Annotated in this window: 16 protein-coding genes; 7 read left to right on the top strand and 9 right to left on the bottom strand. The window is 61.8% G+C overall.

Annotation, left to right across the window (positions count from 1 at the left end; genetic code table 11):
- Nucleotides 1-24 precede the first annotated feature (24 nt).
- A complete protein-coding gene (locus BUA38_RS11680; RefSeq protein ID WP_072818060.1) occupies nt 25-1275 on the top strand; it encodes an acyl-CoA dehydrogenase family protein in 1251 nt (416 codons plus the stop codon).
- Nucleotides 1276-1331: 56 nt separating this feature from the next.
- Nucleotides 1332-2060: an SDR family NAD(P)-dependent oxidoreductase gene (locus BUA38_RS11675; RefSeq protein ID WP_072818059.1), complete on the top strand. Its 729-nt coding sequence runs from the start codon at nt 1332-1334 to the stop codon at nt 2058-2060.
- Nucleotides 2061-2137: 77 nt separating this feature from the next.
- Here the strand turns inward: BUA38_RS11675 and BUA38_RS11670 are convergent, their stop codons facing one another.
- The 3 genes from BUA38_RS11670 to BUA38_RS11660 are packed head-to-tail and all read right to left on the bottom strand — an operon-like array spanning nt 2138 to nt 4893.
- On the bottom strand, nt 2138-3070 hold the full coding sequence (locus tag BUA38_RS11670) for a polysaccharide deacetylase family protein (RefSeq protein ID WP_083587552.1): 933 nt from the start codon (nt 3068-3070) through the stop codon (nt 2138-2140).
- Nucleotides 3060-3566 (bottom strand): ureidoglycolate lyase, encoded by a 507-nt coding sequence (locus tag BUA38_RS11665; protein ID WP_072818058.1) that lies wholly within the window; start codon nt 3564-3566, stop codon nt 3060-3062. Before BUA38_RS11665 ends, BUA38_RS11670 begins: the two co-directional genes overlap by 11 nt.
- Nucleotide 3567: 1 nt before the next feature.
- On the bottom strand, nt 3568-4893 hold the full coding sequence (locus BUA38_RS11660) for an MFS transporter (RefSeq protein ID WP_072826047.1): 1326 nt from the start codon (nt 4891-4893) through the stop codon (nt 3568-3570).
- Between the two features lie 148 nt (nt 4894-5041).
- On the opposite strand from BUA38_RS11660, the gene BUA38_RS11655 reads away from it, so the two are divergent.
- On the top strand, nt 5042-5797 hold the full coding sequence (locus tag BUA38_RS11655) for an IclR family transcriptional regulator (RefSeq protein WP_072818057.1): 756 nt from the start codon (nt 5042-5044) through the stop codon (nt 5795-5797).
- 58 nt (nt 5798-5855) lie between these two features.
- On the opposite strand, the gene BUA38_RS36650 is transcribed toward BUA38_RS11655, so the two are convergent.
- From BUA38_RS36650 to BUA38_RS11635, 3 genes are all read right to left on the bottom strand, one after another.
- Nucleotides 5856-6482, bottom strand: coding sequence for a hypothetical protein (locus tag BUA38_RS36650; protein ID WP_156898495.1), 627 nt, complete (start codon nt 6480-6482; stop codon nt 5856-5858).
- A gap of 288 nt (nt 6483-6770) precedes the next feature.
- Nucleotides 6771-7496, bottom strand: a complete 726-nt coding sequence (locus BUA38_RS11640) for a phosphoribosyltransferase (protein ID WP_156898494.1) — start codon at nt 7494-7496, stop codon at nt 6771-6773.
- A gap of 242 nt (nt 7497-7738) precedes the next feature.
- On the bottom strand, nt 7739-9388 hold the full coding sequence (locus BUA38_RS11635) for an NAD-dependent malic enzyme (protein WP_072818054.1): 1650 nt from the start codon (nt 9386-9388) through the stop codon (nt 7739-7741).
- 349 nt (nt 9389-9737) lie between these two features.
- On the opposite strand from BUA38_RS11635, the gene BUA38_RS11630 reads away from it, so the two are divergent.
- Both BUA38_RS11630 and BUA38_RS11625 read left to right on the top strand, forming a co-directional pair.
- Complete coding sequence (locus BUA38_RS11630) at nt 9738-10670, top strand: N-carbamoyl-D-amino-acid hydrolase (protein ID WP_072818053.1); 933 nt, start codon at nt 9738-9740, stop codon at nt 10668-10670.
- A 9-nt stretch (nt 10671-10679) separates the two neighbouring features.
- Nucleotides 10680-11336: a flavin reductase family protein gene (locus BUA38_RS11625; RefSeq protein WP_072818052.1), complete on the top strand. Its 657-nt coding sequence runs from the start codon at nt 10680-10682 to the stop codon at nt 11334-11336.
- A gap of 107 nt (nt 11337-11443) precedes the next feature.
- Here BUA38_RS11625 and BUA38_RS11620 read toward each other — a convergent pair whose 3' ends face one another.
- The 3 genes from BUA38_RS11620 to BUA38_RS11610 form a co-directional block, all read right to left on the bottom strand.
- Nucleotides 11444-12115, bottom strand: a complete 672-nt coding sequence (locus tag BUA38_RS11620) for a DJ-1/PfpI family protein (protein ID WP_072826045.1) — start codon at nt 12113-12115, stop codon at nt 11444-11446.
- A gap of 229 nt (nt 12116-12344) precedes the next feature.
- Nucleotides 12345-13241 (bottom strand): GlxA family transcriptional regulator, encoded by an 897-nt coding sequence (locus BUA38_RS11615; RefSeq protein ID WP_172806018.1) that lies wholly within the window; start codon nt 13239-13241, stop codon nt 12345-12347.
- Between the two features lie 242 nt (nt 13242-13483).
- The gene (locus BUA38_RS11610) at nt 13484-14146 is read right to left on the bottom strand and encodes an aspartate/glutamate racemase family protein (protein WP_172806017.1); all 663 of its coding nucleotides are present in this window, start codon (nt 14144-14146) and stop codon (nt 13484-13486) included.
- Nucleotides 14147-14246: 100 nt separating this feature from the next.
- Here BUA38_RS11610 and hydA point away from each other — a divergent pair, with 100 nt between their 5' ends.
- Together hydA and BUA38_RS11600 are read left to right on the top strand one after the other, a co-directional pair.
- Complete coding sequence (gene hydA, locus BUA38_RS11605; RefSeq protein ID WP_072826043.1) at nt 14247-15716, top strand: dihydropyrimidinase; 1470 nt, start codon at nt 14247-14249, stop codon at nt 15714-15716.
- A 29-nt stretch (nt 15717-15745) separates the two neighbouring features.
- Nucleotides 15746-16723, top strand: a complete 978-nt coding sequence (locus tag BUA38_RS11600; protein ID WP_072818050.1) for an NAD-dependent epimerase/dehydratase family protein — start codon at nt 15746-15748, stop codon at nt 16721-16723.
- The last annotated feature ends 1 nt before the right edge of the window (nt 16724 follow it).

The raw sequence follows: 16724 nt of genomic DNA, 5'->3' as shown, positions 1-16724 counted from the left end.
GATATCGTGGCGAGAGGAATATTGATGGCTATTGATTTCCGACTTACCGCGCGCCAACGCGAACTACAGCGTCAATCCCGCGAGTTCGCCAGGGACGTGCTCTCGCCGGCTCTGGACGCCGAGGCTCTGTCCTCTCCGGAAGAGCGGTTTGCCGCGACGAAACCCGCTTACGAGGCGATGATTTCGGCTGGATTCTTGCGGAAATGTATTCCGCTTTCGGCCGGGGGAGAGAACGCCGGTCTGATCGATACCGCGATCATGGCCGAAGAGCTTTACGCGTTGAACGCCAGCGTTGCGCTCACGTTGATTGGAACCGTCCTTGGACTGTTGCCGCTCTTGATCGGCGGCACGGAGGAGCAGCGGGGACGGCTGCTGCGTCCATTCCTCAGACTGACCGGGGCGCCATTGGCCGGTTTTTGCGCCACCGAGCCGGGCGGCAGCGCCAATGCCGCATCGCCGCCGCCGGGCGAGGGCGTTCGCACCACGGCTGTGCTTCAGGGCGACCGGTGGATCATCGAAGGTCGAAAAAGCTGGGTTTCCTCGGCTACGGGTTGGGATCGCAAGGGCGCAGACATTCTGTCGGTGCTTTGCCGGACCGATCCCGACGCCGCTGCCGAACGGGCTATTTCAGTGATGGTCGTGGAGCGTCCCGCATCGGGGCTGATCTTCGAACGCGCGATCGATGCGGTTGGGCACCGGGCGCATCTCTTGCCCCAGTTCAATCTCAAGGGAGTTAGCGTCTCCAGGGAGAATGTCTTGGGTAGCCTCGGCGGTGGTTTGGCCCTCACCGCCGCCTGCTTCACAGGCGCCGCCGCCCTGGTCGGAATTTTCGCGGTAGCTTTGATGCGGGCGGCGTTTGAGTTCGCGCTGGGCTTCGCGCGCACCGAACGGCGAGGCGGCATTCAACCCATCATCGAGCATCAAGCGGTCGGATACGCATTGGCGGACGCAAAGACGGCCATTGAGGCGACCCGCTGGTTGTGCTGGCGGGCGTGTCAGGCGGTCGACGCGCAATCCCCGAGCGCGCAGGAACTGGCGATCGAAGCAAAAATCCATGGCTCGGAAACCGCCGTGCGGGTGGTGACGGATCTCATGCGAGTCGTCGGTATCGAGAGTTACGATCATGCGCTCCCGTTAGGGCGGCTGTTGCAGGATGCGCTGGCGCTTCCTGTTTTTGGCGGCGGCAACATCGGCGTCCGCCGCCGGCAGCTCCACGCGATCTTGAAACGGCCTAAATACGATCCGCTGGCTGCCGTCAGCGAGGTCGAAGTCTGATCTTCATTGCAAGAACGCGCCCGGCGCGCGGAGTTTTCGATTGAAAGGATGAGACCATGAGCACAGAGCAGAAAGTAGCCATTGTAACCGGAGCATCTCAGGGGATCGGTGCGGGTATCCTCCAGGCCTTCAGGGATCGCAACTACCGTGTTGTCGCAACATCGCGGTCGATCAAGCCGGCGACCGGTTCGGACGTCGTGACCGTGCAAGGCGACATCGGCGCCGCGGACACGGCCGAGAGGGTCTTCAAAACGGCCTTCGAGCGTTTCGGTCGTGTCGACACGCTGGTCAACAACGCCGGCATGTTCATGGCAAAGCCATTTACGATGTATACGCCGGATGACTACGCACTTTATATATCGACGAACGTGACGGGTTTCTTTCACATGACCCAGCGTGCGCTGGAATTCATGAGCAAACAGGGCCATGGTCACGTCGTCTCGATTACAACGAGTCTTGTCGACCAGCCGATGAGCAGCGTTCCGGCCGCGTTGGCCTCTCTCACAAAGGGAGCGTTGAGTGCCGCAACGAAAGCGCTTGCAATCGAGTATGCGAGGACTGGCGTTCGCGTCAACGCGGTGTCACCGGGAATCGTCAAGACGCCGATGCACCCGCCGCAAGCCCATCAAGCGCTGGCGGCGCTCCATCCGATGGGCCGGATGGGAGAGGTGTCGGACATCGTGGAGGCTGTGCTCTACCTCGATGCTGCGACGTTTGTGACCGGTGAGGTTCTTCACGTCGACGGCGGGCAGGCTGCCGGGCATCACATGGTGCAGGGCGCTTAGCGCGAGCGCGGAAATCGCTTCGCTATAGCCAGTGATCGCGACGCCAGGCCGATCCGCGCCGGGTCATGCGGTTTCGCTCACGAAACAGCCTTTGTGGCGGGAAACCGCGCCATCCAGTGCCGGGCGATGTCGCTGCGACGGCATAGCCAGACGTCGGGTTTCTTCGCGATGCTTTCGAGGAACTGCGAAAGCGCGATCGATCGGAACGGGTGGCCTGCAAGGCGGCAATGCAATCCGATCGTCATCATCTTCGGTTCGTTCGCGCCTTCGTCGTAGAGTGCGCTGAACTGCTCCCAGAGGATTTGCTGGAAATCGGCTCCGGTCGTCACTGCTCCCCGGATGTACTTTGCGTCATTCGTCACCTGGGTATAGGGCACCACCAGATGCTGGCGGCCCATGCATGTGACCCAATAGGGAAGGTCGTCATTGTAGGCGTCGCTGTCATAGAGAAAGCCGCCATGCTCGACGACCAGCCGGCGCGTATTCTCCGTCGGGGCATAGCGGCAATACCAGCCTGACGGAGCGGTCCCGGTCAGCGCCTCGATCGTGTCATAGGCCGAGAAGATGGCTGAACGCTCGGCATCCAAACTCATGCCCTGATGGCGCTCCCAGCGAGACCCGTGCCCGCAGAGATCATAGATTCCGGCCGTCGTGCCTTCCCGCAAGGCATCGGCGATCTGAGGGTTGCGTGCGAGCGCCTGCGCGCAAACAAAAAACGTCGCCGCTGCATCATGGCGCTGAAGAATTTTCAGCAGCCGCCAGAATCCGGCCCTGCTGCCATATTCGAACATCGATTCCGCACCGAGATCGCGGCCGGGAAAAGCCGGGCCACCGGTTTCGATCAGGCCTGTTTCCGTATTGTGGTCGCCATCGGGAACCGATGGTTCAGAACCTTCTTCGACGTTGATGACGACGTTTACCGCGATCCGGGCCTTGTTCGGCCAGTCGGCATGCGGTGGCTTGCGGCCGTAGCCCTTGAAATCTCGAAGCATTGCGCCTTCATCGGTCATAAAACCGCTCCGTCAGATTCAGCTTGAAAGGCAGGTCGGCAAACTCGGTGTCGCTGCCATCGCCGATCCGGCGTACGAAGGTCGCGACGTTCACATCGCCTTCGAGCCCCATCAGCCCGCTGTGCCATGTGCCCGCCCGGTAGGCGATGCCATGGCCAGCCGGTACGACGAATGCGGCGACCTGCTCGACATGGTGCGGCGGCTCACCCGGCGGCGCGACGAACGTCACCATCGGTTGCGCACCCAAGGGCAGAAAGGCTTGGACCGAGAAGGGGTGACGTTCGATGCGGCTAATGCCACCCATGCTCCTTGCGAACGGAGCGACGATGATCGTCAGCGTGCTGTCCCCCACAGCTTTCTCCCCTTCGAACTGAAGGGGAATCCCGATCCGGCCGGCCGTCGGAACGAGACTGAAGCAGGTTCCAAACGGCGCGAAGCGGTCGTCGCGGTCTCCGCGCAGTGTGACCGGACTGATCGTCATGTCGCGGGCGGCCATCTCAGCTTTGAATACCACGGGCCATGGTACTTCGCGAGAATACCCAGACGAGCAGGACGCCGAGCAACAGGACCGCGGTGAAAATCATTCCTGCGGCGGCAAAGCCGCCCGTCGCATCGCGGCTCCAGCCGAGCAGGGGTGGCCCGACGATGCCGCTGAGATTGGCCACCGAATTGATCAGCGCCACGGCCGCTGCGGCGGCAGTGCCGGTCATGAGCGAGGTCGGCAACGTCCACAGGATCGGATTGGAGCAGAACACGCCGATCGCGGCGACGACCAGGGCGAGTAGTGCGAGGATGTGAATGTCCAGCGTAAAGGTCGTTACGATAAAGCCCAATGCACCCAGCAGCATCGCAGCGGTAAGATGTCCGAGGCGTTCGCGTTTCGCGTCGGATCGCCGCGCCCACAGCACCATCGTCACGGCTCCGCACAAATAGGGAATCGCGGCAAGGAAGCCCGTGACCGTATTGCTGTAGCCGAAGGTCTTGATGATCTGGGGCAGGAAGAAAGCAATCCCGGTCACGCCGAAGACGATGCAGAACAATATGGCGGCGAGCAGAAGCACGCCTGGATTCACAAAGGCGTCTGCGAGCTTGTAGGTATGCACAGCTTCGAGATTGCTGCGTTCCTTGGCCAGAATGTCTTCCAGACGGTAACGCTCTGCCGGTTCGAGCCATGACGCCTGCGCCGGACGTTCGGTTAGCAGCCACAGGCAGGAGATGCCGAGGAGCAGGGCCGGCACGCCTTCGACGACGAACATCCATTGCCAGCCGGCGAGGCCGTAGACGCCATTCATCTGATCGAGCAGCAGGCCCGATATCGGGCTCCCCACGAGGCCCGACAAGGGAATAGCCATCAGGAACACGCCCGTGATCCGGGCCCGGTAGTGGCGGGGAAACCAGTTGCCGAGATAGACCACAACGCCGGGAAAGAACCCCGCCTCGGCAACGCCAAGCAGGAATCGCATGGTGTAGAAGCTCTTCTCGCCGGTGACGAAAGCCATCCCTGCGGAGATCAATCCCCAGGTGATCATGATGCGCGCGATCCAGAGCCGCGCACCGAATTTCGAAAGGGCGAGGTTGCTGGGTACTTCAAAGAAGAAGTACGCCACGAAAAACATGCTCGCCCCGAAGCCGTAGACCGTCGACGAGAAGCCGAGCTGTGCGTTCATCTGGAGCGACGCGAAGGAGATGTTGACCCGGTCGAGGTAGGCGAAAAGATAAAGAACAATAACGAAAGGGATGATTCTCTTGGACGCTTTGCGCACGATGCGCTGATCTTCGATCGTGAGCTCAGCACTGACCTGCTGGCTCCCCGCGATATTCATGTTCATAATCCTGCCCCCCGCTCGGATCTCAAGGGGGCATTGAGAGGGGCTTGTCATCAAACGGCAATAGTAGAATTCCGGAATCTGGAATTTCAGATATTGAATTATGGAATTCCTTGATCTACCTCCTGGCTCCGGCGGATCGAAAATGCGCGAAATCCCATTCGACAAGATGCTGGCTGTCATGGAGACCGTCTCCGATGGGCGCAGGCCGCTGACGGTTACGGAAATCTCGGGCGCAACCGATCTGGCGGTCCCGACCGTGCACCGGCTCGTCGCCCTGCTGGTCGACCGAGGCCTGCTAAAGCGCCACCTCGCCACCAAAAAGGTCATGCCAGGCGCCCGGCTGATGAAGCTCGGCGTGAGTGCCGTGCAGACCTCCCTGTACGCGGACAAGCCCCACGCGCTCCTGAAATCACTCGTCACGCGCATTGGCGAGTTCGCCCAGATCAGCCTCGTGGTGGCTGGCGAACTGATCTGCGTCGATGCGGCGAGCGCACACCGGGAAAGCGGCCTTCATCTTCAGCAAGGCAACAAGGCGCCGTTACATTGCACCTCAATCGGCAAGCTCTATCTCGCTTCGCTTCCGGAAGCCGAGCTGCGCTCCTGGCTCCGCTCGGCGAACTTGCAGCGCCTGACAGATCGAACCGTGACTGACCCGAGCGAACTGCGGAAACACCTCAAGGAGATTCGCGCCCGGGGATGGGGCTCCTGCAACGAGGAAATGCATCCCGGTGTCGTGGGCTGCGGCGTGCGATTGCCGCTACGGGATTCATCCGGCTTTATCGGTCTATGCATCTCGGCCCCCGCCGTCCGAATGAACTTTGAGGCCATCACAGGTCACATACCTGCGCTAAGGAAGGTTGCGGTCGACATCGCCGATATTTTTGACCGGACAAACTGATCTCGCTCTGGATGATGTCACGGATCTCTGTAGCGCGGGCCTGGATGTTACGTAACGTCTATCGCGCGAATCGTCTCACCGGATTTGCCGCCGGCCTGGCGCGTGCCGGAGCATGACGAGGAACAGCGCGCGGTTGGCCGGGTGGCCGCTTGCGATGGCGCGAAGACGCAGCATCGCGCAGATACATCGGCTCGAGCTGGATTTTGGTCAGCTCGTCCCCACCTGAACGCGGGCGGGAAAGGGCGAGCGCGTAACTCACCGCGTGATGAGTATCCTCGATTGCCAGACGGAGTTCGTCGCTGTCGCTCTTCGCTGCTGCATAAACTTGCGAGAGCTTGATCAACTCATGGCCCGCCAGGACAATGTCCAGGCCACACAGTCTCATCAGAGTGCAGGTGGCGGGTTCAGCTTCGCTAAACGCGACGAGTTGACTGCCAAGGTCGGCAAAAGTGAGTTGGGCTTGCCGAACGTTTCGCGCAGCCCAATCGTGCTCGCGAATTTGCTGAGAACTGACGGCCGTCTCCCGCGGTCTTGGCAGCTTCATGCGATGGAAAGCGAGAAGCCGTTCGAGTGCCTGCTGTCGAATACGCAAAATCGTCTGGATCGGTTGGCCGAACAATTCAACGGCGATCTGAACTAGAAACAAGACGGCAGGAATCGTTATCAGGTAGACATACCATTGCATGTCGCGCCCCAATCGAGTCGACGGTTCAACCTGGGAGTTGTGGACTGGCTCTGTCTTCTGCGGCGCTGCGTCCGCTGCCTGCCTGATCAATCAACCCTAACGGAGCGTTACCCGCAAGCTCGAATCGACCGCGGTCGTTCGGCCTCTGCGAACTTAGTTAATGGCATGAAGCCGCTTGGGCTTGATTGCGCAAATTACGATTTGCTTAGGCAGACCTCGATGGCTGCGTCATCTGGAGCAGCGCGTCATGCGCGACTGTGTCCGGCTCCCGTCATAGCAGTGCAAACTCTACGGAACTTCCGGCTCCGTCTCAGCGATCGGCAGCCAGCCGGCGTCGCTCCGCTGGAACAGCGGACAGCCGTAGACGGCGCGTATGGCAAGCATCGTCGGGAGCGTTTCCACCGCCGTCTCCCAGCGATTGGTTTGCTTCATCGCGACCACCATGCCGGCAACGTCGGCGCCGATCTTGTGCAACAGACGCATCGCCGCAACCGCGGTGACGCCTGACGAGATCGCGTCATCGATCAGCACCACGCGCCGGCCTTCGATCAACGATCTGAGGTTCGGGTCCAGCCGCAATTGCTTGCCGGCCTCCGGGCTGGTGATCGAACTGACCGGCTCGGAAAGCGCATCGTCGTACCAGAACTTGCGCGAATAGCCGAGCGGGACATAACGCGGCTGTCCCAGCCGTTCCGCGACCAGCGAGGCAAAGGCAAGACCGAGCGTCGGCAACCCGACGACGACCTCGGCATCGAGCTCGCGCGCCCGCCCAGCCATGTGATCCGCCAGCGCGGCAACGACGACGTTCGACGCCTGGTTGGCAATGAGCGAGGCAACGGCGCGATCGCCGTCTGGCAATTGGCGTAATGGCAGAACGAGGAAACGTCCGCAGGGCAGGCGAACGGGATAGCCGAAGCGATAGGGTGGCGACGCGCCAAAGCGGGCCGGAATCGTCGCCGTCAGTTCTTGCCAGTAGGCGGTGGTCGGTTCGGTGTACGATTCATTCACGGTCATGTGCTGGTATCACATCGGTTCGAGCCGCCGGATTTCCGTCAAGGCGCGCGCCACGGCCAATGACGCCATCGCGCAAGGCGAGAGCTTTCGCAGCCAGCAAGCTTTCGGTTGCAGCCTGGCGTGGCCCGCGCATGGCGGCTTGTCGGCAATAGCGCTTGCAGAACTCACTATAGCCTTGCCACAAAGGCGCGCTCGCTGCTTCCGGTGCGCTCCCCAATGAAGCTGTGCTTCTAAACCCGCATTCAATACAGCGGGTTGTACATCTGGGACTCGATGAAGGCCATCAGGTCATTGGGCTTCGGCGCCGTTGCAAGGCCACGCTTGTAGGCGACCTCGGCGACCGCCTCCGCAATATGCGCCGAGACCTCGCGAATTCTCGGCAGTGACGGATAGAGGCTGCCCTGCTCGATGTCCTCGGGCGTGACGAGATAGGCGAGCGTATGTGCCGCAGCCATGAACATCTCGTCGGTCACGAGCTTCGATCCGCTCGCGACCGCGCCGAGGCCTACGCCTGGGAAGATATAGGAGTTGTTGCCCTGGCGCGGCACGAAGGTCTTGCCGTCGAGGTGCACCGGATCGTAGGGGCTGCCGCAGGCAAACAACGCCCGGCCTTCGGTGTAGCGATAGGCTTCCTCGGCCGAACACTCGGCCTTCGAAGTCGGGTTGGAAAGCGCAAACACGATCGGCCTGTCGTTGATCTCGCCCATCGCTTTCAGAACTTCCGGCGTGAAGGCGCCGCCGACGGCAGCAACGCCGATGATCGCGGTTGGCCGCAGCGTGCGGATCGCGGTCAGGAAATCGTCGAGCGGAGCGTGGTCGTGCGCGTAGCGCAATTTGTGTTCGGTGAGGCCGGCGCGGCCCTTGACGACCAGGCCGCGTGAATCCGTAAGCCAGTTGCGCTTGATCGCTTCGGCTTCGGAAAGGCCTTCGGCCATCATCGCCGAGACGATGAGGTCGGCGATGCCGGTTGCGGCTTCGCCGGCGCCCAGGAACAGGATTTGTTGTTCGGAAAGCTTGCCGCCGCCGACGCGCAACGCGGAGAACAGTCCGGCCAGTGCGACCGCGGCGGTTCCCTGAATGTCGTCGTTAAAGACCGGAATGTCGTCGCGGTATTTGTGAAGCAGGCGGAAGGCCGAGTGATTGGCGAAATCCTCGAACTGGATCAGCACGCCCGGGAAGGCGGCGCGCGCCGCGGTAACGAACTCATCGACGAAGTCATCATAGGCCTGTCCGCTCAAACGCTTCTGACGCAAGCCGATGTAATAGCGATCGTTGAGCAGATCCTGATTGTTGGTGCCGACGTCCAGTACGACCGGCAGGCAATTTTCGGGGTGGATGCCCGCGCAGGCGGAATAGAGCGAGAGCTTGCCGACCGGAATGCCCATGCCGTGCGCGCCAAGGTCGCCGAGCCCCAGAATGCGCTCGCCGTCGGTGACGACGATGAGCTTGGCCTGATAGGGCCAGTTGCTGAGCAGTTCGGCGATGTGGCCACGGTCGTTGGCGCTGATGAACATGCCGCGCGGCCGTTGAAAAATCAGGCCGAAACGCTGACAGGCGAGGCCCACCGTCGGCGTGTAGATAATCGGCTGGATTTCGTCGATGTTGTCGCAGACGACGCGGAAGAACAGCGCCTCATTGCGGTCATGCAGCGAGTTCAGCGCGATATATTTCTCGAGGTCGTTGGGCAGGCTGCGCAGGTTGGTCAAGACGCGCGCCACCTGCTCTTCCATTGAAAGAACGTGCGCAGGCAAAAAGCCGCGCAGGCCGAGTTCGTCCCGCTCGGCTTCCGTAAAGGCGGTGCCCTTGTTGAGGAGTGGATCGCGCAACAGCGTCAGGCCACGCGGAGGGTCCATCGTTTTCGAATTCGGAGTTGCCCGGACTGGCGCGGTCATGGTGTTCCTCTCCCGTCTCTTTTAGCTTCTTGTCTTTTGGCTTTCACCGTCCGCCTGACGCGGAAGGGGCCACGTTCGAAGAAAAGACCAATTGGCCATCTTCCGCAATCGCTTGCATTGACCAGAATTTGCCGCCGAAGGCAACACCGGTCGTTGGCCCATGAGGGGCCACGGGCGATGGGATGTTGCCGTCACGTCAGAGCAGCCATGACGGGAGATGTTTGATCGCGAACCGAATTGACTCCCAACAAAACGATTCTATGACTTGGTGACGTGAATTTGCGGTGCAAAAACGTGCTCGGTTTTTGGTCATTGCAGCGCGAAATAACAGCAACCGGAAAACCCATCCATGCGTGTCATCACCGTTGCGGCTGCCCAGATGGGCCCCATTCAGCGCGCCGAAAGCCGCCAGGCTGTCATCCCGCGCATGATTGCGCTGCTGGATGAAGCCAAGGCGCGCGGAGCCGATCTGATCGTTTATCCCGAATTGGCGCTGACCACGTTTTTCCCGCGCTGGTACATGGAGGACCAGGCCGAGGTCGACGCCTGGTTCGAGCGCGAGATGCCGAATGCGGCGACGATGCCGCTGTTTGCCCGCGCCGCCGAGTACCAAATCGCGATGAGCTTCGGCTATGCCGAACGGACGCCGGATGGGCATCATTTCAACACCTGCATTCTCACCGACAAGTCCGGCAAGATCGTCGGCAAGTACCGCAAGACGCATCTGCCCGGCCATTCCGAGTTCGATCCGGAGCGGGCGTTCCAGCATCTGGAGAAGCGCTATTTCGAGCCCGGCGATACCGGCTTTCCGGTGTGGCGCAACCTGGGTGGCATTTTCGGCATGGCGATCTGCAACGACCGCCGCTGGCCGGAGACCTATCGCGTGATGGGGCTGCAAGGCGTCGAGATGGTCGTGCTGGGTTACAACACGCCGTCGGTCAATTCGCAGAAGAGCGAGGAAGGGCCGGAAAAGCGGCTGTTTCACAATCGCCTCTCGGTTCAGGCCGGGGCCTATCAAAATGCGACCTGGGTCGTTGCCGTCGCCAAGGCCGGCGTCGAGGACGGATTTCCGCTGATCGGCGGCAGCCTGATTGTCGATCCCAACGGCGAGATTGTCGCGGAAGCGAAGACCGAAGACGACGAATTGCTGGTTCACCCCTGCGATCTCGACGCGACGGTCTTCGGCAAGAAGACCATTTTCGACTTTGCCCGGCATCGTCGCATCGAGCACTATGGTTTGATCACCAGCCGCGTCGGCGCCGTTCCGCCGCCGGAAGCTTGATATAGCCCGATGTCGGGGTTTCTGCTCAAAGATCTATCCCGGCAGGATCGCTACAAGCTGTTGTGCGCCGTGGTGGTGCCGCGGCCGATCGCGCTGGTGACAACGCTTGACGTCAATGGCGCCGTCAACGCCGCGCCGTTCAGCTTCTTCAACGTCTTTTCAGAAGATCCGCCGCTGATTGTGCTGGGTCTCCAGCACAAGCCCGACCGCACGCCCAAGGACACCACGCGCAATATCGAGCGCGATGGTGAATTCGTGGTTCAGATGGTGGACGAGGCGCTGGCGAAAGCGATGAACGATTGCGCTGTCGATTTTCCTTCCGGCGAAAGCGAGGTAAGTGCACTTGGGCTTGCCACGGCGCCGTCGGTCGACATCAAGGTGCCGCGTCTTGCGGCCGCGCCGTTTGCGCTGGAATGCAGGCGCACCGTTTCGCTGGCATTCGGACCGGGACGCGAACTGATGGTGGGCGAAGTCTTGCGCGTTCACGCCCGCGAAGGACTGCTCGATGCGAAGAATATGTACGTCGATTTTGCCGCTTACCGGCCGATCGGCCGCCTGTTCGGCAATCTCTACAGCTATCAGCGCGAGCCATTCACGATGGTTCGCGAGACCCACGCCGAATGGACGGCGCGCGCCGAGGACAGTGAGCCGGCAAAAAGCAGCTAGACGACGAAGAGCAAACACGGCCGCGACGGGAAAGAGCCGTCGCAGCCGGTCATGCGTGAGTTTGATATGAGAGGCCGCAGCCGCAACGCCATCGGCCTGCTACCGGGTCATGAGCGGGGAGCGATACCCAGTCGAACGGCAACCTCGCGCGCTGTCTTCAGGCGGGCCTCGGTGATTGGCTGGTAACCTGCTTTTGCGGCGGCCAGCACTTCCGGCGGCGCGGTCTCGGGAACGCCGGCATTAAACGGCGGTTCCGGCGCGTATTGGATGTCGAGTTGGATGCCCTGGGCGGCTGCGTCCCCACGCAGCAGGGACGCCATGGTCAACGCCCCATCGATGCCTGCTGTGATGCCGGCGGCGGACACCAGATTGCCATCCACGACTACCCGCTCCCGGACCGGCGTGGCCCCGAACTGAGGCAGCAGGTCGAAAGATGCCCAATGCGTCGTCGCCCGGCGGCCTTTCAGAACACCGGCAGCACCACAAATCAACGCCCCGGTGCACACCGAGAACAGCGGCCGCCCCGAGGCTGCATGGTCGCGAATGAATGCCAGTAAGGGCTCGTTGTTCATCAATGCCTGCTGACCGGGGCCGCCGGGCACCTGCAGGACGTCGAGATAGGGCGCTTCATCCAGCGTCATCTCCGGCGTCAGGATCAGGCCCCGCTTGTCGCGGAACGGGCCCCTCTCGGTGCCGATCACGTGCACCTTTGCATTTGGCAAACGACTCAGGACAGCCAGGGGCCCCGTGACGTCGGTCTGATCCATATCGGGGAACATCAGCACGCCGATATTGAGCGGTTTGTCGCGCAGTGGCGCAAAGGCCTCGGGAACGGTTTTGATCGCGGTTTCGGCGGCGGCTTTGCCTCCCATCGTTGTGGAGAGGCCAGCCGTCAGTCCGACGGCAGCCAGCTGCACCACGGCGCGGCGACTGGGGTTCAAGTCTTCTCTTTGGTCAGTCATGATGACGTCCTCTCTGTTGGAAACGAAAAAAAGATTCGCGTCTGCTTCAAGCCTTGTGGTGCCCCGATCGCGCATTGCCGCGCAGGGACCTCCGCAGCGACCGCGTGCTGCCAAAGCCGACCTGAGCGGCAACCGCCTCGGCGTTCCCGCTCAGCTCCTGCATTCGACGCCGCGCAGCTTCCAGGCGAAGTTGCCGGATGTAGTGGCCGGGCGTGACGCCGGTTTGCAGCTTGAACAGCCGGGCGAAGTTTCGCGGGCTCATGTGAACGTAGGCCGCCATGTCCTCGACGGTGGCAAGCGCCTGCAGATTGTCCGGGGCCCACCGCTGCAGATGCCGGATCGGGTCACGATCGGCCATGCGCTGGGCCAACGCCGTTGAGAGCTGCGGCTGGTCGGATTGGCGTTGAAGGAATAATACGAGATCGCGGGCGATGGCCTGGGAGACGCCGTGTCCGCAGTCCGCCTCCACCAACGCAAGCGCCAGGTCGATTCCTGCGGTGACGCCGGCCGACGTGTACACATTTCCATCACGCACAAAGATCGGATCCGGATCGACTGTGACGTCCGGAAACTCGCCGGCGAGCTTTTGCAGTTGGCGCCAGTGGCTGGTCGCCCGACGGTCGGAAAGCAGACCGGCGTGCGCCAGGTAAAAAGCCCCGGTACAAATCGATCCCATGCGACGGGTGCGGCTTGAAGCGTGCTGCAGCCAATCGAGGAATGCGGGGTCCGCCTGACCCGAGACTCCTTGCTCGCTTCCCGCCACCAATACGGTGTCAACGGGGCCCTGGTATTCATGGACTGAGCGTTCGCAGATGATTTTCAAGCCGAATTTGGTTTCAACGACCAGCTCGGTTCCGGCGGAGACGAGGGCGACATCATAAGTGCCGGGCGCATAGAGTTCGGCGCGACAAAACACCTCCCAGGCTCCGGTCACGTCCTGCAAGGTCGCAAGCGGCGGCGCAACGATCAGGACTAACCTGTTGCTCATCGGACCCTCCTGGTCGGCAGCGAAATCGACAGGTCCGAGGGTATCGCCGCGGCTAGATGCCAGCCATGACAAAAACCGGACAGATTCTGCCATCGCGTTCGCGTCGCGCGCCGCTACGACAGGCTCGCTGCGAATGAGCTTGCCGTCGTCCCATTTGCGTCAATCGGGTAGTGGCCGTGCGATGGCGAGCCCGCGCCCTAGTTCCGCGAAAGCTGCACCGTGCCAAGCGCCATGGCGGTGGCGGCCTGGGTCGGGTCGATCACGGGAATCTGGAGCGCATCTTCCAGGCCGCGGCGCAGACGTGCCATGCCGGCGCAGCCCATGACGATGGCGCCGGCGCCGTCCTCTTCCTTCAGGGCGCGTCCGACCTCGATCATCTTCGCAAGCGTTCCTTCGCCGGAGGCGGTCTCCGCAACACTCATATTCAGCGGTCGCTCGCCGGCGAGCCGGTCCATTAGCCCCATTTGGCGCAAGTAGCGGATGTGCCGGCGGATCGAGCGTTGCGCGATGGCGATGACGCCAAAGGTTTCGGCCCGCGTCATCGCGGTCAATACGCCGCATTCGGCAATGCCGAATACCGGCCGGTCGGTGCCTTCCCTGCACACATGAAGGCCGGGGTCGCTGTAGCAGGCGATGACAAAGGCGGATGCGCTATTGTCGCTTTCGATCAGCCGCCGCAGCGGCATCGCGACGCTGTCGACGTCGGCCTGGCTCTCGATTCCGTAGGGTCCCTCCGCGAGCGTGGTGCAGGCGATTTCAGGCCCGTCGGCGAAATTGAGCGGCTTCAGCGCGTCCTCTAACCCCTTGGTCACGGTGGTGTTGGAGTTGGGGTTGATCACGAGGATGCGCGGGCGGGACATAGCTCTCTTCCTTGCAACTGGCTTGCAGCTATTAGCATAGTTTGCAAGGTTTCGAATGCGGCTTTTGTCTCGCTGGCCGTCGCTATTGTTGGAGAATCTGATGGCCGAACCCGCTTATGACCTCGTGATCCGCGGTGGACGCGTGGCGACTGCTTCCGACGTTTTCGAAGCGGATGTGGGCATTGCCGGCGAAACCATCGCTGCGATCGGCCGCAACCTGCCGGCCGGCCGGCGCGAGATCAACGCACGGGGCAAGCTGGTTCTGCCCGGCGGTGTCGACAGCCACGCGCATATCGAACAGCTTTCAGCCGCCGGTATCATGAATGCCGACACTTTCGAGAGCGCGACGACCTCGGCGGCGTTCGGCGGCACGACCAGCGTTATTTCATTTGCGGCCCAGCATGTCGGCATGCATTTGCCGCAGGTGGTGAGCGACTATCACGCGCTGGCTCGAAAAGGCGCAGTGATCGATTACGCCTTCCACATGATCATCGCCGACCCGACGCCGGAGACGCTCGCGCATGACATTCCGGAACTGGTGAAGGAGGGGCATGCCTCGATCAAGATCTTCATGACTTACGACCGGCTCAAGATCGACGACGAGCCGCTGCTCGATATTCTTGTCGCAGCACGCGAGTCCGGCGCGATGCTGTGCGCGCATGCCGAGAACCACGGCATCATTGCCTGGATGGTCAAACGGCTGCTCGCCCGCGGCTATACTCATCCGAAATATCATTCGATCAGCCATGCCCGTTTTTCGGAGGCCGATGCCTTCAATCGACTGATCGGCATGGCGGCGCTGGTCGACCAGCCGATCATGATTTTCCATGTCTCGACCGCCGAAGGCGCCAAAGTGATCCGCCAGGCGCGGGGCGAGGGTTTGAAAGTATTCGCCGAGACCTGTCCGCAATATCTTTTTCTCACAGCGGAAGATCTCGACAAGCCCGGCGCCGAAGGCGCGAAGTGGATGTGCAGCCCGCCGCCGCGCACGGTGGCCGATCAGGACGCGTTGTGGCAGGCGCTGGCGCTGGGTGATCTCCAGACGATTTCGTCCGACCACGCGCCCTATCGTTTCGACGAAGCCGGCAAGTTGCGCGCCGGCCCCAATCCGAACTTCAAGCAGGTCGCGAATGGCCTGCCGGGGCTGGAGGCGCGGTTGCCGCTATTGTTCGACGCGATGGTGTCGAAGGGACGTCTGGGTCTGGAAAAGTTCGTCGAACTGACGGCGACTGCCCCTGCAAAAATCTACAACCTGCATCCCCGCAAGGGTTCGATCGCGATCGGCGCCGACGCCGACATCGCGATCTGGGATCCCGCGCGCGAAGTCACACTGTCGGACGCGATGATGCATGATCTGACCGGCTATACGCCTTTCGCCGGCCGAAAGCTGCGCGGCTGGCCAGTCACGGTGCTATCGCGCGGGCGGGTCGTCGTCGACGATGGCAAGCGGATGGCTGGTCCGGGATCAGGTAAGTTCCTCGCGCGCACTGGCGGCGAAGCCGCCAAGCCCACGGGCCGGATGGTTGCGGACATGGACCCGGAAACGAACTTTGGCGCGAAGCTGTTCTAGATGTTTTTGAAGCACGGGGGCTTGCGGCATTGAATATTCTGATCTTTGGTGGGACAGGTTTCGTCGGGATCAATATCGCTTCCGCGCTCTTGGCGCGCGGCCATGGCGTGACCTTGTTCGACCGCGAGGCCCTGCCGCGCGCCGCGGTAGAAGCCTTCGCGGGCTTTGGCGACGGGTTGAGCGTGGTTGAGGGCGATATCAGGGAGTCGCGAGTCGTCGAGACGATCATCGCGCGTGGCTTCGATGTTATCATTCTCGGCGCCGCGATCACGGCCGGTCCAGCGCGAGAGGCCAGCGATCCGCAATCGATCCTTCAAGTGAACCTGATGGCGCAGGTTCCGATCCTGATGGCCGCGCATCGCTATCGTGTGCGGCGAGTCATCAACCTGTCGTCGGGATCGGCGTTTGGTGCGGCGGCTTTCCGCCACACACTTCTCGACGAAGAGTTGCCGTGCGAGCCGGTCTCGCTCTATGCCATCACCAAGCACGCTTCCGAAAGAGTGGCGGCCCGGCTGGCTGGGTTATGGCAGGCTGATTTCATTTCGGTGCGGCTGAGCGGCGTGTTCGGGCCGTGGGAACGCGCCACTGGTGTTCGTGATACCCTAAGCCCGCAATCGCAGATCGTTGCGGCTTTGCGGCAACGACAAGAAGCTGTGCTGTCGCGCCCGGGCGTGCGTGACTGGATCTACGCGCCGGACGTCGCCGATGCGGTCGCCGTATTGGTGGAAGCCGAAAAGCCAAGGCACGGCCTTTACCATATATCGACGGGGCACGAGTGGACCGCGCTCGAATGGGGGCAATACCTTGCCGCGCTCAATCCCGGGTTCGTCTGTCGCCTTGCTGGTTCTGGCGAAGTTCCGAACGTTGATCTGCATAGCGACGCCGATCGCGCGCCACTCTCGATTTCGCGCATGGCGGACGAATTCGGCTGGCGGGCCCGCTATGGCTGCGCGGATTCCGTCAGGGACTTGAATGATTGGTGGCGTCGTCACGGAGAAGGGATGTGAC

This window comes from Bradyrhizobium erythrophlei, assembly GCF_900142985.1.
GTDB lineage: Bacteria > Pseudomonadota > Alphaproteobacteria > Rhizobiales > Xanthobacteraceae > Bradyrhizobium > Bradyrhizobium erythrophlei_B.
Note: the sequence above shows the minus strand (reverse complement) of the source record. Positions and strands in the feature narration are given on the sequence as shown.

What these genes read in the sequence shown, in the direction of transcription:
- BUA38_RS11670 (WP_083587552.1), bottom strand. Translation starts at nt 3,070, where the DNA reads ATGACCGATGAAGGCGCAATGCTTCGAGATTTCAAGGGCTACGGCCGC.
- BUA38_RS11675 (WP_072818059.1), top strand. Translation starts at nt 1,332, where the DNA reads ATGAGCACAGAGCAGAAAGTAGCCATTGTAACCGGAGCATCTCAGGGG.
- BUA38_RS11660 (WP_072826047.1), bottom strand. Translation starts at nt 4,893, where the DNA reads ATGAATATCGCGGGGAGCCAGCAGGTCAGTGCTGAGCTCACGATCGAA.
- BUA38_RS11635 (WP_072818054.1), bottom strand. Translation starts at nt 9,388, where the DNA reads ATGACCGCGCCAGTCCGGGCAACTCCGAATTCGAAAACGATGGACCCT.
- BUA38_RS11620 (WP_072826045.1), bottom strand. Translation starts at nt 12,115, where the DNA reads ATGTTCCCCGATATGGATCAGACCGACGTCACGGGGCCCCTGGCTGTC.
- BUA38_RS36650 (WP_156898495.1), bottom strand. Translation starts at nt 6,482, where the DNA reads ATGCAATGGTATGTCTACCTGATAACGATTCCTGCCGTCTTGTTTCTA.
- BUA38_RS11625 (WP_072818052.1), top strand. Translation starts at nt 10,680, where the DNA reads ATGTCGGGGTTTCTGCTCAAAGATCTATCCCGGCAGGATCGCTACAAG.
- BUA38_RS11610 (WP_172806017.1), bottom strand. Translation starts at nt 14,146, where the DNA reads ATGTCCCGCCCGCGCATCCTCGTGATCAACCCCAACTCCAACACCACC.
- hydA (WP_072826043.1), top strand. Translation starts at nt 14,247, where the DNA reads ATGGCCGAACCCGCTTATGACCTCGTGATCCGCGGTGGACGCGTGGCG.
- BUA38_RS11640 (WP_156898494.1), bottom strand. Translation starts at nt 7,496, where the DNA reads ATGACCGTGAATGAATCGTACACCGAACCGACCACCGCCTACTGGCAA.
- BUA38_RS11655 (WP_072818057.1), top strand. Translation starts at nt 5,042, where the DNA reads ATGCGCGAAATCCCATTCGACAAGATGCTGGCTGTCATGGAGACCGTC.
- BUA38_RS11680 (WP_072818060.1), top strand. Translation starts at nt 25, where the DNA reads ATGGCTATTGATTTCCGACTTACCGCGCGCCAACGCGAACTACAGCGT.
- BUA38_RS11630 (WP_072818053.1), top strand. Translation starts at nt 9,738, where the DNA reads ATGCGTGTCATCACCGTTGCGGCTGCCCAGATGGGCCCCATTCAGCGC.
- BUA38_RS11665 (WP_072818058.1), bottom strand. Translation starts at nt 3,566, where the DNA reads ATGGCCGCCCGCGACATGACGATCAGTCCGGTCACACTGCGCGGAGAC.